This window comes from Serinicoccus chungangensis (assembly GCF_006337125.1).
Lineage (GTDB): Bacteria > Actinomycetota > Actinomycetes > Actinomycetales > Dermatophilaceae > Ornithinicoccus > Ornithinicoccus chungangensis.
Genome location: NZ_CP040887.1, coordinates 1,938,112 through 1,952,104, shown reverse-complemented (window position 1 = coordinate 1,952,104; position 13,993 = coordinate 1,938,112). Strand labels below are relative to the sequence as shown.

Below are 13,993 nucleotides of genomic sequence, written 5' to 3'. Positions count from 1 at the left end.
GACTATCGGAGGTGGTGTCCGATCGGTCCGACTGTCCCTCCGCTGCTCCGTCGGACACCCGATATAGGTTGGGGAGGATGAGTAGCGAAGCAAGCGGTCACGGGGGACGTCATGTTGAACGAGGATGAGGCTAAGGGTGCAGCGCGTGCTCTCGTGCCCACCGGTCCGCCGATGACGCTGACTGAGTTGGAGGGGCACCTCGCCCGGGCGGCCGACCTCCTCCGGGGAAGCGTCGACCAGGCCGACTTCAAGGCGTACATCTTCCCGCTGCTCTTCTTCAAGCGCGTTAGCGACGTGTACCTGGAAGAGTACGGGCAGTCGCTGGAGAGCTCCGGCGGCGACCACGAGTTCGCCGCTTTCGCGGAGAACCACCGGTTCGTCATCCCTGAGGGTTGCCTGTTTGGCGACGTGCGTTCGCGGACGGAGAACATCGATCACCGGGCTCAAGACGTCCCAGCTGAAGGACGGGGCGACGATCACCAGGGACGGCGAACCGTTCTACGGGTGTGAGTGAGTGCTGGCTGGTGCGGCCCCTGGCGCTGCCATGCGTTTCTTTCTATTACCTTCCATAATGAATAGAATCGCAGGTGATCGGCTGAACGCGCCCACTACGTCTGGCGACCGCCGCGCCCATCGAGTCCCCTCGTAGATCGTTCCCCACGAGTCGCGCACTCTCGAAGTCGATGATCGCCGACGAATGTGCGACGGTGTGCATCCGTGGGTGTCCTGAAACACGGAGGACCCGTGTACACGAGGCAGCGGGGCCGGGTGCGTCCTAGCGGACCCGCGTCAGAGTCGACAGCGGGCCTGGGCACCGCAGCCATCACTTGCTCAGCAGCTCCAACAACCTGCCAGTTGCGTTGCGAAGGGCGTCGTGGCGGCCAAAGTTCGCGAGGTCCAAAGCGTCCGGGGGCGCCGAGGACAGATCGTGCCCTCATGGTGTGCGATCGCTTCGCGGCCGAGGTCCCGCCGCCTGTAGTACTTAGCACGGAACACGGCTTGCCCACCGAAAACTCCTGGACCTCGTCCAAGCGCTAGATAGGCCAAAGATTCTCGCCTACCTGTCGATTTCGTCCAAGTGAGATCCACGGCCCGGTGCTGCATCGGGGCTTCGAACTAGGGGGGGGGGGGGGGGGGTCAGGCCGACGAGCCACCTGATGTTCGACGGTTGCCCGGGTATGCGGCATCCGCGGAGTCAACAGCCGATGTACGGCACAAGGCGTCAAGAGTTGTTCAGGCCGCGCCAGCGGTAGCAGGAAGGTCCTTACCGGTCGGTTGTCTATCCCAATATATGCACGGTCGCGACTTGAGCGTGGTAGGCGATGGATGTCTCTAGCTGCGCAAACCGACGGACTACTCGGGTCCCTCAAAAGGACCATAGCCAAACCATGGTCGAATAATCCTATTCGGACTAGTAGAGAACGGCTTTTGGTTCGCACGAGTCGATGTTTCCGACACCCAACCGGTGTAAGCCGATGCGGCAGAGTCGAACGCCTTCTCTAGTTGCAGGTCTGTGAAATGCAATGGCACAACGTCGAGCAGACGAACCGTCGTCGCGACAGAACCGCTTCCTTCATGGTGATGTATCTTCTCGGCACTCAATAAGGCCTGGAAATAGTCAGTTCCACTCTCGCGCAATGTCTCAAGTATTTGTGAAACCACGTCCCGGTCCTTGGTGACTAATGACACGGCACGCGTGCCCACCCCGTGAGTACCCCCCACGCTGATCAGTGTTGAACCAGACCTCGTGACAGAAAGAAAGTTTGGTATCCGCGACACAAGCAAAAGATCACTCGCGAGAAAGTGCTGTCTGTCAAGTTCGGGAAATCGTGTTGCACCAGCAGCCCCCTTGAGGGACCGAACACCCCAATTAGGACGCGTCGTAACCGCGCCGCCCGATTGATAGCGCAGGCACTCGGACCGGACTTCACGTTCGTCCTCGACCCAATGGTAAGGCAGGTCAAGCGGCGTCCCTACATACTCGAGGAACTTCCCGTTGTTGCGGTATCCAAAAATCAGTCTAGACAACCCTTCGGGGCCAGCAGACCCTATCAATACGAGATTTTCTTCAAAGTTGACGGGGACGAAGTCCTCTTCTCTCCATTGTCTCTCGAGCGATTGTCGAAGGGCTGGGCCGGCGAGTGAACCGAGCGCAATACGGTCATCAGGGTGTGTATTTCCAACAGATGCTGTCGGATGAAGCATCCCGACTCGGTAGCTATGAGAATTTGCTAGTTCGACTCCGAAGAGACTGCCTAGGAGCGATGACTGACGGCGTGAGGGCCCCACCTTGGCCAGCCATGAAGCAACTGATCGGGTTAGCGAAACCCCTGCACCGGCAATCTTGAGCGAGGCTCCCACGTCAAGAGGTGGCACGACCGTTAAAACGGATCTAGGCCCATTGGCCTTGGGCTCTGCGCGTCGGCCACTTCGACAGCATTGGCGACCTCTACGAACCTTTCTTCCGTCTTCGCGACGATTGTGGGCGGAACAGTCCTGGTGTTCTTATCTAGGTCAGGGAGCTTGCTAAATCGGTTGCGAAATGATGGCCCGTGGACCACTGTGCCTTCAATGTCTCCCACGACTGCATCAGTAGTTGCCACGGCCAAAACGCCAAGTGCGTCCCAAGTGGTTTGAGGGCGATGGCTCAAAGCCGCGGTGAGGCTTCCGGCAGCAACGTAGGGAGTCGCAGTGTTGCCCGAAAGTGTTATGATGTCCCAATCAGGCAATGCGCCCATCAGCGCAATCACCCAGTCGCGGTCCCGAGCCTTATATCCACTCATTGCCAGTGACGGGCCGCGGTATTGATTCTCGGGTTCGGCAGATGCTAGGTAGGTGTCTAAGCGGGAGGGGCTGAACGTTGCCCCAAACATCAGTTGTTCGTCAAGCAAGGTAAATGTGTGCACCGGAGTAGCGACCAGTCCGCATTCGAAATCCCAACGTCCATTACCGTCGGCTACTAGTGACATGGCTCCAACGCAGTAGCCCTGCCGGAATATGCTCCATAAAGATGAGCCGTCAAGCGGATCTACGAAGATGATTCTTGACCCTCGCTTGTAATCGCCCGATATTGGCTTCAAACGTTCTTCACCGGAAAACGCATGTATATTTAGTTGATCAAACGCTAGATGTGACTCCGTTGCTTTCTCAAACGCAAGCTGGGCGTTTTCGTCGGCCTGGATAGGGTCATCTCCCGTGTGTATTTGCCCTTCTTCTAGTGTGAACGCTTCCCACGCGTCGCTCGTCTCAAGATGCCTCAGCGTTTCTTGCGCGGCATATCTCAGCACATCTGCTACAAGACTCGACTTCGGTGAGGTCATTGTGTAGCCCCTTCTGTGTGCCGACGGTCGGTGTTCGGAGTGTATCGTCATGCTCGGCGATGTAGTCAACGAGCGAGTCCGAGCTTGCGTTGGGAGCTGTCAGAACTAGTGAGAGGGTAGCCAGCACGTTTTTGATGTGAGGTCGCTGTGACGCGACCTGGAGGCTCAGGGTATGTGCCGGCCAGCCGGGGTTGGGTTGCCAGGACATGGTGAAGTGTGTAGAGCCACCTGGAATGGGGCTCCGCAGCTCCGGCGGGAGTGAGTGTCAGGCTCACCTGGCCGGTCTATGTGGGGATCTAGGTGTACTGATCGGACAGGTTGGTTAAGCGGGTGATGGGTGGCTGGTTCCCGCAGGCGGTGTGGGGTCGGTGGTGGTTGTACTCGTGGAGCCATCGTGGCAGGGCTTGGCGGCGTTCGTTCTCCGAGGTGTAGCAGCGGGCGTATCCCCACCCGTCGGCCAGGGTGCGGTGGAAGCGTTCGACCTTGCCGTTGGTCTGTGGGCGGCGGGGCCGGTGCGGGAGTGCTTGATGCCCAGCTCGGTGCATGTGTCGCGACACAGGTGGGAAACATAGGGCGAGCCGTTGTCCGAGAGGACTCGGTGGACGGTGATGCCACGGGCGGCGAACCAGGCCACGGCCCGGGCCAGGACACCGACCGCGGTGGCCGCGGTCTCGTCGTTGTGGACCTCGGCGTAGCCCACGGGAGTGGTCATCGACGACGGTATGCACGAACGCGTGGCCCATCTTGGGGTTGTAGGGCCGGTTCTTGGGCTTGTCCGGGGTGGCTGACCTGTTCCGTCGGCCCTGCTCACGGCCGACGAAGCGCCATCCGCCGCCGTCGGGGATGTTGCCGAACTTCTTGACGTCCACGTGCAGCAGGTCACCCGGGTGCTCGTGTTCGTAGCGGCGCACCGGCTCCCCGGTGGCCCGGTCCACGTGCGACAACCGGTTCAGTCGACACCGCACCAGGACGCGGTGCGCAGTCGAGGGTGCGACCCCGACCGCCGCGGCCAGCTGGACCGGCCCGATCCGCTTGCGCAGCCGCAGCGACACGATCCGCTTCGTCGTGGCTGGGCAGGTCTTGGCCGGCATCGACCAGGGCCGGCGGGGGCAGTCGATCATGCTCTCCCCGGCCGCGTAGCGGGTCGCACACCGCTTGACGGTGGGCCAGGAGCACTGGAACCGTGCTGCGACCTCGACGACCGGGACGTGCTGGTCGACGACGAGCCGGGCAACGCGCAACCGTGCCCGCGGGGTCAGCGCAGCGTTAGCGTGGGACATGAGGGCCTCCTGTTTCGGAGCGGATACCTAGGCAGTTCAACTCCACCGCAGGAGGCCCTCATCTGTCACTGAGCAGATCAGCGGATCACACCCACTCAACCAACGTCCCCGGTCAGTACATCTAGGCGTAGGGGCCCTAGATCGGGAAGGACCAAGAATGTGAGACCCGACCATGGCACTTCTGACGTCGTCCCCGGGGCCGTTGGTCGGCACAGGGCAGCAGGCCCACTGTTAGGGAGGGCCTCCACGACAGTGTCTCGTTGGGCGGGGAAGCGGACTTCCTCGTCGGCGCTGAGGGAGCAACTCTTGACCCGTTCCTCGGGTAGATGATCGCAATCAGTGAACGCCCTTATCGACGTTCGACGTCGTCTACTTCGGGCCCCTCACCGCCAAGTGCGTGTAGAGGGCCGCAGTGGTGGGGGCAGCAGGCAACGACCGGACGCCGTGGCGGGATCAAGAGGGGTGCCTCTACCGAGGTGGGTTTCTCTGACCTTCGGAGATGTCTTCGCAAAGCCGTAAAGTGTCGCCCCTGCATTCCGGACGGTGAGTACTACATCTGACTGGGCGACCACTGGCTAGTCGCGGCTGTGGGGCCGTGGCGCCACGAAGTTGGGACACGGTCAGCGGTGGCCAGACTCCCCCAAGGGTTCCCTCAAAAGTGTGGTCGGGCGCGTCAGAGTTCCGCAGTGCCGCGACCTTCTGACTCCTTGCTGACCCGCGAGCCGTCGACAGCGAGTTGGCGAATTTTCGCAGCAAACTCAGTCGCCTCGGCCTCCATCTGCTGACGACGCGCATCCACTCTGTGCACAAAGTCCGGCCTGGAGGCTACCTCCCGTATGTGCGACTCAACAGCCTCACGAATCTCGGCCGCAACGCTCGTGCCGTTTACGACAGCGAGATCTTTCAACACATGCAAGGTCTCGACGTCGAATCGGACGCTCGTCAGTTGCTGGTCAGCCATGTACATGCCTCCCTGTAAAGCGCGACCAGCCGCCGCGCGCTTCTGTATTCTGTACTCTCGTTACCAAGATGTCAAGGCGCCTACCGACGGGCGGTGCAGCCCGGCGGAGCGATGCTGGAGCGGGTCTGCTGGCCCGACGGCGGCGGTGCCTGACCTCATTCAAGTCGACCGACGTGGCGCCGGTGAGCACCGAGATGACTGGACCAGTGCGGAGCCGCGGGCTGATTTGGCCAGAGCATCTGGTGGAGGTGCTGCACCCGTTGCTGCCCCACAGTGGGCGCCCAGGTCATCCCTGGTGCCGCCGGGGTCAGGCCGAGATCGCGACCGGTACGGTTGGCTCCTGAGTTCCGTTCGGATAGCCGGCGTCGACATCGGCCGCGAGATGGTGGCGCCCGGCGCGGCCCGGGCCGACATGGGGGCGCCGGCGTCGTACGTGGCCGCGGAGCGCGCCGCACGACGGGCGGGGCGAGGCTTGTCGGGAGCCTGCGCCAATCCATGACATGGGCCTCACGCCCTGAACGCCCGTGACAATGCAGCGGCTTGTGGAGGGTGTGGGCGGTCAATCGTTCATCGCCGGCGCAGCCCAGTGCTCTCTCCCTCGCAGGGCCGCGTCGGGTGGAGCCCCGGTCAGGTGAGGCAGGTGTCCATGGAGCATCTGGGCGAGCTGCAGGGCCGGCTGGACCAGGTGCCCCCGGTCGCCCGTGGGCGCATCGAAGCTGATGAGGAAACGGGCCGGTGAACGCGACGCGAGACGCGGCCAGCGCGTACGCCGCCTCAGCGAAGGAGCTGGCGTGGGTGCTGGGTCAGGCGGATCACCGGATCCGGATGGCCCGGGACAGTCTGGCCGCGGTCCACCAAGACGTCTCCCGTTCTCTGGTGGCCCTGGGCGATGTCGATATCGAGGTCCGCAAGGGCGAACGTGGGGTCGGTCAGCCGTTCGTCTCCAGGAAGCGCGCAAGGACCTGCGGCGCGGCTCGGAGCAGGCCTCCCGTGACGCCGGCGACGTGCGCGAGCACCTGGGGCACGCCCGCGGTGCCTTGGCGGCCGGGCAGGTGCTTCTGGCGGGGATGCCGGCACCGGACACGGAGCAGGAACGGGTGGACCAGGACGCGATGCACACCCGTCTGCAGCGACTGCACGACGCGATCGTCCAGCGCCTACCGGTGGCCGAGGACCTGCGGGACTGGACTGGGGCCACGGGCGAGCTCGCCACCGTGGGCCGAGACCGCGCCCACAGCGACCCGGCAGAAGTGCTCGGCATGACCGAGGACGTGGGCAGGTCGCGCACCGTCGCCCTCGGGTTGGACGGTCCGGTCGAGGTGGCCAAGGTCAGCGTCCATAGTGCCGCAGCGCAGGCCCAGACCGTAGCCGCCACCGCGAGACTGCGCGCGGCCCAGACCACCGCACACCCCAGGGCTTACAACGCGCCCCCCGGGGTACACCGATGAGCCACAGCGAGATGCCCCCACGATCCGTCCGGGGAGGGGAGCTGGCAACGCTGCTGGCCAACGCCGGGTTGGAACTGTCTACCTGTCACGACCGGCTGCTGGCACGCTGGGCCGCCCTCGCGCGGGTCGAGGCACGCCTGTCTCCGCTGCACCAGCGCCATGAAGTCGCCGCCACCCCGGCTGGGTGGGTCGAGCTGTCCGGCCGGGTCGCGCAGGACCACCAGCTGTGCTCCACGGTCCTGGGCCAGCTGTACTGGGCCTGCCGGGTCGACAGTGGCACCACGGGAACACCCACCCTGGTCACCGAGACCCTGCACGCCGCGATCACGCACGCCGCCTCGCTCACCTCGTGCCTGGAGGCGGCAGCTCACACACTGCGCACGGCCGGGGATGAGCCTGGCGGCCTGGCCGAGGCGGCCGCGATGTGTGGCCGATTCCTCGAGGCCGCCCAGCACGACCTGGACCGGGTGCGAGCCGACGTCGCGCAGGCGGCCACCCTCGTGCCGGCACCTCCGCCACGATGGCTCCTACGTGCTGTCGTCTAGGCCCAGGGCTGCACGCGCAGGTCAGGTCAAGTCACCTCAGGAGTCTGTGTTACTGGTTCGAGTCCAGTCGGGGGAGCTTCACGACAGACCGAGAAGGCCCGGAGCACACCGCTCCGGGCCTTCGTCGTCCCGCCCTCGCCCGACCGCCGCACCGGACGCGCGCTCAGCACACACCGGACGCGTGCTCAGCACACACCGGACGCGTGCTCAGCACACACCGGACGCGCGCCAGCTCGCACTGACCGCGCGACGTCCGCCCACGAGGCTCGCCGTGAGCAGGACGCAGCTGTCCACGCCGCTCTCGACGCGGATGGGGGCGCCGATCCTGGTCGGCGCGACGACGAGGGACGCGTCAGCGGACTCGGTCCGGGTGCCGGTACGGGCTACGGGCGTCCGGGTATGTGCAGCGCGCGTCCGGTACATTCCGACCGCACGTCTGGTGCGTGCTGTTCGTGCGCCCTGTGCGGGCAGGGGCCGGGGGTCAGCCGCCGGCTCTGGCCTGGGCTCCCAGCGCGGCACCGGCCGCGCGCTGGCCGGCCTGCTCCTCGTCCTCGGTCGGCGCGCCACCGCCGGGGGTGCCGCGGCGCTTGCGGCGCTGCCGGCCCTCGATCCACTCGGCGAGCTTGGTGATGGCGTAGTTGATGAGGATGAAGATGACGGCCGCGACGAGGTACGCGGCCAGGGTGTTGGCGTTGGCCGAGCCCAGCTGGCGGGTCCGGCTCAGCAGCTCGGGGTAGGTGATGATGTAGCCCAGCGCCGAGTCCTTGGTGATGACGACGATCTGGCTGATGAGAGCCGGGAGCATCGACGTCAGGGCCTGCGGCACGAGGATCGAGCGGCGCACCTGGGCCGAGCTCAGTCCGATGGACAGCCCGGCCTCGCGCTGGCCGCCCGGCAGCGAGCCCACGCCGTTGCGGACGATCTCGCAGATCACCGAGGCGTTGTAGAGGACCAGCCCGACCACGACGGCGATGAACGTCGCGTTCGCGCCGGTGAGCCCGAGGGAGTCCATGAGGCGGACCATCGTGGGGTTCTTCACCAGCATCTGCCAGGTGAAGATCATCATGATGAGCACCGGGACGGCCCGGAAGAACTCGACGAAGACGCCGCTGGCCCAGCGCACCGGCGTGATGTCGGACATGCGCAGCATGGCCAGGGCGATGCCGAACACCATGGACAGCACGACGGCCACCGCGGCCGCCTGCAGAGTGGCCAGCAGCCCGGGGAGCAGGTAGAAGGTCCAGGTGTTGCTCTCGAGGAACGGCGTCCACTTGGCCGCCTCGAACTGGCCCCTGTTGGCCATCCGGATGAGGACGAGCACCAGCAGCCCCAGGAGCACGAGGGTGCCCAGCACGCCGTAGAGGAGGTGGCGGGCCCGCGCCTTGGGCCCGGGGATGTCGAAGAGGACCTGCTGCGCGCTCATCGCTTCACCGCCAGCTTGGCGGAGAGCCAGCTCGTGCCGAGCCCGACCGGCAGGGTGAGGATGACGAAGCCGATGGCGACGATGAGGAAGATGAGGATGCCGGCGTCCGGCCGGAACTCCATCATGTTGCGCATCTGGTAGGCGATCTCCCGGTTGCCGATGGCCACCGCCACGGTGGTGTTCTTGATGAGGGCGATGAGCACGTTGCCGATGGGGGTGATGCCACCTCGGAACGCCTGGGGCAGGATCACCTCACGCAGGCTCTGGCCGAAGCCGAGCCCGATCGAGCGAGCGGCCTCGCTCTGGCCCACGGGGATGGTGTTGACTCCGGAGCGGATCGCCTCGCAGATGAACGCCGCGTGGTAGACGGTCAGCCCCAGGACGGCGAGCCAGAAGTTGTTCTCCAGGATGAAGTTGGGGTTGCCCTCGCGGGGCACGAACTCGATCCCCAGCTGCAGCCACAGCCCCAGGTTGGCGAAGACGATGATGAGGGTCAGCGGGGTGTTGCGCAGGAGCGTGACGTAGGTGGCACCGAACCAGTTGAGGACCGACACGGGCGCCAGGCGGAGGATGGCCACGACGGTCCCCACGACCATGGCCAGCACGAAGGACACGGCCGCGAGCCGGATGTTGAGCCAGAACGCCCCGATGACGTTGAACTGCTCGATGAGCTCCAGCACGGGCAGCTCCCTCCAGGGTGGTGGCTGCGCCGGGGCCCAGACGGGCCTCGGCCCCGGCGCAGCGAGACGGGTCAGTCAGTCAGGCACTCAGGCGCAGTGACCGCCGGCCTCCGGCGGGTTGAGGTCGGCGTTGGGCGTGTAGTCCGCGGCGCCGAGGTTGTCCTCGATGATCTGGTCCATGGTGCCGTCCTCCCAGAGGCCGTTGAGGATCTCGTTGATCTCCTCGCACCGGTCGGAGTCCTGGGGCAGGCCGACACCGTAGTTCTCCTCGGAGAAGGTGTTGCCGACGACCCGGAACTGGCCGGCGTACTCGTCCTGGGCGGCGAAGCCGGCGAGGATCGTGTCGTCGGTGGTCAGGGCGCCGATCTGGCCGGAGGCCATGGCCTCCATGCACTCGGAGTAGCTGCCGTACTCCTGCAGCGCCACGCCGTACTCCTCGTTGACCCGGGCGGCCGAGGTCGACCCGGTCACCGAGCACAGGATGGCGTCGCCCATGGAGTCGGGGCCCTCGATGTCGCTGTCGGTCGGCACGAGGAGGTCCTGGCCGGCGACGAAGTACGGGCCGGCGAACTGGACCCGCTCCTTGCGCTCGTCGGTGATCGAGTAGGTGGCGAAGATCATGTCGACCTGGTCGGACTCCAGCAGGTCCTCGCGCTGCGCGGAGATCGCCTCCTTCCACTCGATCTGGTCCTCGGTGTAACCCAGCTCCTCGGCGACCGCCTTGGCGACGTCGACGTCCATACCGGTCGGGTCGCCGCCCTCGTTGAGGCCCAGACCCGGCTGGTCGAACTTGATGCCGATGGTGACGGTCTCGCCGTCGGTGCCGCCCTCGGCGGCGCTCTCCTCGCTGGACTCGCCCTCGCCGCCGGCGTCGGCCTCCCCGCCGTCGTCACCGCCGCAGGCGGTGAGGGTCAGGGCGGTGGCGGCCGCGAGCGCGGCGATCCGGAAGGTGGTGGAACGCATGGGGTTCTCCTTTGTCGTAACTGGTCAGTGGGTCAGAAGCTTGCCGAGGAAGTCCTTGGCGCGGTCGGACTGCGGGTTGGTGAAGAACTCCTCGGGGGTGTTCTCCTCGACGATCGCGCCGTCGGACATGAAGACCACCCGGTCGGCCGCCTTGCGGGCGAAACCCATCTCGTGGGTGACGACGATCATCGTCATGCCGCTCTTGGCCAGGCTGGTCATGACGTCGAGGACCTCGTTGATCATCTCCGGGTCGAGGGCCGAGGTCGGCTCGTCGAAGAGCATGACGGTCGGGTCCATGGCCAGGGAGCGCGCGATCGCGACGCGCTGCTGCTGGCCGCCGGAGAGCTGGGCGGGGTACTTCTCCGCCTGGTGGTCGACGCCCACCCGCTGGAGGAGCTCCATCGCGCGCTGCTTGGCCTCCGCAGCCTTCTTCCGGCGCACCTTGATCGGCCCCAGGGTGACGTTCTCGAGGATCGTCTTGTGGCTGAAGAGGTTGAAGCTCTGGAAGACCATCCCGACGTCGGCCCGCAGCCGGGCCAGCGCCTTGCCCTCGCTGGGCAGCTCGTCCCCGTGGATGGTGATGGTGCCGGACTCGTAGGACTCGAGCCGGTTGATGGTGCGGCACAGCGTCGACTTGCCGGACCCGGACGGCCCGATGACGACGACCACCTCGCCCTCGTGCACGGTGAGGTTGATGTCCTTGAGGACGTGCAGGTCGCCGAAGTGCTTGTTGACGTCCTCGAGCACGACCAGCGGCGCGCCCAGGCCGGTGCCGGGCGACTCACGGGTGTCGGTCATGTCGCGCACCCTAGACGGGTATGCCGCCACCGGGCAGCAAGTTCGGGGTGTTGTCACCGACTTGTGACCTTCGGCGCGGCGCCGCGGGTCGGGCGCGAGGCACGCGGACGACCGGTCCGGGGGAGTGGGCCAGGTGGGGCTTGAACCCACGACCGACGGATTATGAGTCCGCTGCTCTGACCGGCTGAGCTACTGGCCCGCGGGGGCCGAGTCTAGTGAGGCCGTGGGGTGCTCACTGCCGCAGGTAGGACTCCAGGTGGTCGCGCTCGGCCTCGAGGGCGTCGAGCCGCGCCTTGACGACGTCGCCGATGGAGATGATGCCGAGCAGGCGGCCGTCCTCGACCACGGGGAGGTGGCGGAAGCGGCCCTGCGTCATCGTGGTCGCCAGGTGGGTGAGGTCGTCGGCCAGCGTGCAGGTCTGCACCGAGGTCGTCATGAGGTCGCTCAGCGGCGCCTCGCCCCCGGCACCGGCGCGCAGGTGGTGCACGACGTCGCGCTCGGACACGATGCCGGCCACGGTCTCGCCGTCCAGCACCACGACGGCACCGATCTTCTGGTCGTCGAGCGTCTCCAGCAGCTCGGCGAGCGTGGCCGTGGCGGGCAGGGTCGAGACCGTGCTGCCCTTCTTCCTGATGAGGTCGGCGACGCGCATGGCGCGAAACTAGCAGACACCTGACGTCGCGTCACGTGTCCTGCCGGGGCGTCTCACCAGGACGCCGGTGACCTCTGGGGCTGGTGGGATGCAGAAAGTTTGGCGTGACACTTGCTCCCTGCGGGACGAGAGAGCACAATGAGACCGAGCGCGCGGCATACCGCGGTCGCCTGGGTAGGTCGAGGTCGTTGGGGAAGACGTCCCTCACCACACAGGAGGCCAGGATGTCCGTCGTCATGCCACGAGTCATGACTCGCGGGGTGGTGTTCATTCACTCCACCCCGACTGCGCTGTGCCCGCACATCGCCTGGGCGCTCGAGGGTGTCCTCGACACCCGGGTGTCGCTGGACTGGGTCGGCCAGCCGGCCGAGCCCGGCACCATGCGCACCGAGTTCGCCTGGACCGGCGAGGCCGGCACGGGTGCCACGATCGCCAGCGCGATGCGCGGCTGGGACGGCCTGCGGTACGAGGTCGTCGAGGAAGCCAGCCGCGGGAGCGACGGCGTGCGGTGGACGCACACCCCCGGTCTCGGGATCCACACCGCCCGGCTGTCGGCCAACGGCGACGTCGTGGTCAACGAGGACCGGCTGCGGCAGATCATGGAGTCCGCGGCGGGCTCGGCGGCCACGCTGACCGTCGAGCTGGACCGCGCGCTCGGTGCGGCGTGGGACGCCGAGCTGGAGGTCTACCGGCACGCCGGCGAGGGCGCTCCGGCGACCTGGCTGCACAAGGTCGGCTGACCTGACGCGGACCGCCGGTCACCTGTGAGGCCGGCGGCTCGCGTCATCGTGCGGTGGCCTGCGCGGCGACGCGCTCGTGCACGTCGAGCATCCGTCGGGCGCTCACCGGCCAGCTGAACCGCTCGGCGGCAGCCCGGGCCCGCGCGCGGGCGGAGCGTCGTCGCAGCAGCTCCTCGATCCCGTCGGCGAACGCCGTAGGCGTGGAGGCGGCGACGACCCCGCCGTCCCCGACGACCTCCTGCAGCGCTCCCTCGTCGCAGCAGACGACGGGTATGCCGCACGCCAGCAGCTCCAGCGCCGCCAGCCCGAAGGTCTCCAGCGGCCCGGGGGAGATCGCGAGGTCGGCGCGACCGAGCTCGACCGCGAGCTCGCGGCGGTCGGTGACGTAGGAGTGGAAGGTGACCGGGAGGTTCTGGGCCCGGCGCACGAGGTCCTCCAGCATCGGTCCCGCCCCGAAGACCGTCAGCTCGACGTCGTGCCCGCGCCGGACGAGCTCGCGCACGGTCTCGACGGACAGCGCCGGGTTCTTCTCCGGCGACAGCCGGCTGCAGTGCGCGAGGCGCAGGGGGCGGTCGGCACCGGGCGCCGGTCCGTCGGCGAGGTCACGGGTCGGCACGAAGGTGTCGAGGTCCACCCCCAACGGCACGACGTCCGCGGCCAGGCCGTTGCGGTGGAACTCCTGCGCCGCGAACGCGCTCGGGCAGACGATGGCGTCGTAGTCGGCGGCGCTCAGCCGGTTGATGCCGTCCGCGGCCCAGTGGGCCGGCCGCTCCGGCAGCGGGGTGCGCCGGACCAGGATGCCGGTCATGTTCTCGTGGCTGATCATCACCGACCCGATCCCGCGGCGGCGCGCCCAGCGGCCCATCCACCGGGTCGTGGACCGGTCGGACACCTCGATGACGTCCGGGGCGATGGCGTCCATGAGCCGGGACAGCCCCACCCTGCTCCACATGAGCGAGTAGCCGGTCCCGGGCACCGGGGTCGCGGGCACGCGGTAGACCAGCCCCTGGCTCTCCTCGGCGATCTCCTGCCCGGGGCCCGGGACGATGAGCGAGGCCCGGTGGCCGGCCTCCTGGTAGTGCTCGCCCCAGTGGCGCAGCGCGGTCTTGATGCCGCCGGACGTCGGGCTGACGAAGTTGGCGACGCGCAGGATGTGCATGAGGGGGCGAGCCTACCCGGCGGC

Annotated in this window: 13 protein-coding genes, 1 tRNA gene and 1 pseudogene; 4 read left to right on the top strand and 11 right to left on the bottom strand. The window is 66.8% G+C overall.

Annotation, left to right across the window (positions count from 1 at the left end):
- The first annotated feature begins 111 nt into the window (after positions 1–111).
- Positions 112–510, top strand: coding sequence for a type I restriction-modification system subunit M N-terminal domain-containing protein (locus FHD63_RS08805; RefSeq protein WP_202978360.1), 399 nt, complete (start codon positions 112–114; stop codon positions 508–510).
- 843 nt (positions 511–1,353) lie between these two features.
- Here FHD63_RS08805 and FHD63_RS08800 read toward each other — a convergent pair.
- The 4 genes and pseudogenes from FHD63_RS08800 to FHD63_RS08785 all read right to left on the bottom strand — a co-directional run bounded on the left by FHD63_RS08800 (position 1,354) and on the right by FHD63_RS08785 (position 5,561).
- On the bottom strand, positions 1,354–2,205 hold the full coding sequence (locus FHD63_RS08800; RefSeq protein WP_139721737.1) for a hypothetical protein: 852 nt from the start codon (positions 2,203–2,205) through the stop codon (positions 1,354–1,356).
- 176 nt (positions 2,206–2,381) lie between these two features.
- Positions 2,382–3,320 carry a hypothetical protein gene (locus FHD63_RS08795; protein ID WP_139721736.1) on the bottom strand — a complete coding sequence of 313 codons (939 nt, stop codon included), beginning with the start codon at positions 3,318–3,320 and terminating at the stop codon, positions 2,382–2,384.
- A 296-nt stretch (positions 3,321–3,616) separates the two neighbouring features.
- Positions 3,617–4,600 (bottom strand): annotated as a pseudogene (locus tag FHD63_RS08790) (IS481 family transposase).
- A gap of 673 nt (positions 4,601–5,273) precedes the next feature.
- Positions 5,274–5,561 carry a hypothetical protein gene (locus FHD63_RS08785; protein ID WP_139721735.1) on the bottom strand — a complete coding sequence of 96 codons (288 nt, stop codon included), beginning with the start codon at positions 5,559–5,561 and terminating at the stop codon, positions 5,274–5,276.
- A gap of 1,097 nt (positions 5,562–6,658) precedes the next feature.
- Between FHD63_RS08785 and FHD63_RS08780 the strand changes: the two genes are divergently transcribed.
- Together FHD63_RS08780 and FHD63_RS08775 are read left to right on the top strand one after the other, a co-directional pair.
- Positions 6,659–7,009 carry a hypothetical protein gene (locus FHD63_RS08780; RefSeq protein ID WP_139721734.1) on the top strand — a complete coding sequence of 117 codons (351 nt, stop codon included), beginning with the start codon at positions 6,659–6,661 and terminating at the stop codon, positions 7,007–7,009.
- Positions 7,006–7,554: a hypothetical protein gene (locus FHD63_RS08775; protein WP_139721733.1), complete on the top strand. Its 549-nt coding sequence runs from the start codon at positions 7,006–7,008 to the stop codon at positions 7,552–7,554. The genes FHD63_RS08780 and FHD63_RS08775 overlap by 4 nt, the downstream gene beginning before the upstream one ends.
- Positions 7,555–8,035: 481 nt before the next feature.
- On the opposite strand, the gene FHD63_RS08770 is transcribed toward FHD63_RS08775, so the two are convergent.
- From FHD63_RS08770 to FHD63_RS08745, 6 genes are all read right to left on the bottom strand, one after another.
- Positions 8,036–8,977: an amino acid ABC transporter permease gene (locus tag FHD63_RS08770; RefSeq protein WP_139721732.1), complete on the bottom strand. Its 942-nt coding sequence runs from the start codon at positions 8,975–8,977 to the stop codon at positions 8,036–8,038.
- The gene (locus FHD63_RS08765; RefSeq protein WP_139721731.1) at positions 8,974–9,657 is read right to left on the bottom strand and encodes an amino acid ABC transporter permease; all 684 of its coding nucleotides are present in this window, start codon (positions 9,655–9,657) and stop codon (positions 8,974–8,976) included. Before FHD63_RS08765 ends, FHD63_RS08770 begins: the two co-directional genes overlap by 4 nt.
- A gap of 87 nt (positions 9,658–9,744) precedes the next feature.
- The gene (locus tag FHD63_RS08760; protein WP_058892376.1) at positions 9,745–10,620 is read right to left on the bottom strand and encodes a glutamate ABC transporter substrate-binding protein; all 876 of its coding nucleotides are present in this window, start codon (positions 10,618–10,620) and stop codon (positions 9,745–9,747) included.
- Between the two features lie 24 nt (positions 10,621–10,644).
- Positions 10,645–11,418, bottom strand: coding sequence for an amino acid ABC transporter ATP-binding protein (locus FHD63_RS08755; protein ID WP_139721730.1), 774 nt, complete (start codon positions 11,416–11,418; stop codon positions 10,645–10,647).
- 125 nt (positions 11,419–11,543) lie between these two features.
- Positions 11,544–11,617, bottom strand: a tRNA-Ile gene (locus FHD63_RS08750).
- Between the two features lie 33 nt (positions 11,618–11,650).
- On the bottom strand, positions 11,651–12,070 hold the full coding sequence (locus FHD63_RS08745) for a CBS domain-containing protein (protein ID WP_139721729.1): 420 nt from the start codon (positions 12,068–12,070) through the stop codon (positions 11,651–11,653).
- 224 nt (positions 12,071–12,294) lie between these two features.
- Here FHD63_RS08745 and FHD63_RS08740 point away from each other — a divergent pair, with 224 nt between their 5' ends.
- Complete coding sequence (locus FHD63_RS08740) at positions 12,295–12,810, top strand: DUF3145 domain-containing protein (RefSeq protein WP_174964921.1); 516 nt, start codon at positions 12,295–12,297, stop codon at positions 12,808–12,810.
- Positions 12,811–12,853: 43 nt separating this feature from the next.
- Here FHD63_RS08740 and FHD63_RS08735 read toward each other — a convergent pair whose 3' ends face one another.
- The gene (locus FHD63_RS08735; protein ID WP_139721728.1) at positions 12,854–13,969 is read right to left on the bottom strand and encodes a glycosyltransferase; all 1,116 of its coding nucleotides are present in this window, start codon (positions 13,967–13,969) and stop codon (positions 12,854–12,856) included.
- Positions 13,970–13,993: the final 24 nt, after the last annotated feature.

What these genes read in the sequence shown, in the direction of transcription:
- FHD63_RS08775 (WP_139721733.1), top strand. Translation starts at nt 7,006, where the DNA reads ATGAGCCACAGCGAGATGCCCCCACGATCCGTCCGGGGAGGGGAGCTG.
- FHD63_RS08745 (WP_139721729.1), bottom strand. Translation starts at nt 12,070, where the DNA reads ATGCGCGTCGCCGACCTCATCAGGAAGAAGGGCAGCACGGTCTCGACC.
- FHD63_RS08735 (WP_139721728.1), bottom strand. Translation starts at nt 13,969, where the DNA reads ATGCACATCCTGCGCGTCGCCAACTTCGTCAGCCCGACGTCCGGCGGC.
- FHD63_RS08755 (WP_139721730.1), bottom strand. Translation starts at nt 11,418, where the DNA reads ATGACCGACACCCGTGAGTCGCCCGGCACCGGCCTGGGCGCGCCGCTG.
- FHD63_RS08795 (WP_139721736.1), bottom strand. Translation starts at nt 3,320, where the DNA reads ATGACCTCACCGAAGTCGAGTCTTGTAGCAGATGTGCTGAGATATGCC.
- FHD63_RS08760 (WP_058892376.1), bottom strand. Translation starts at nt 10,620, where the DNA reads ATGCGTTCCACCACCTTCCGGATCGCCGCGCTCGCGGCCGCCACCGCC.
- FHD63_RS08805 (WP_202978360.1), top strand. Translation starts at nt 112, where the DNA reads ATGTTGAACGAGGATGAGGCTAAGGGTGCAGCGCGTGCTCTCGTGCCC.
- FHD63_RS08800 (WP_139721737.1), bottom strand. Translation starts at nt 2,205, where the DNA reads ATGCTTCATCCGACAGCATCTGTTGGAAATACACACCCTGATGACCGT.
- FHD63_RS08740 (WP_174964921.1), top strand. Translation starts at nt 12,295, where the DNA reads ATGTCCGTCGTCATGCCACGAGTCATGACTCGCGGGGTGGTGTTCATT.
- FHD63_RS08770 (WP_139721732.1), bottom strand. Translation starts at nt 8,977, where the DNA reads ATGAGCGCGCAGCAGGTCCTCTTCGACATCCCCGGGCCCAAGGCGCGG.
- FHD63_RS08785 (WP_139721735.1), bottom strand. Translation starts at nt 5,561, where the DNA reads ATGGCTGACCAGCAACTGACGAGCGTCCGATTCGACGTCGAGACCTTG.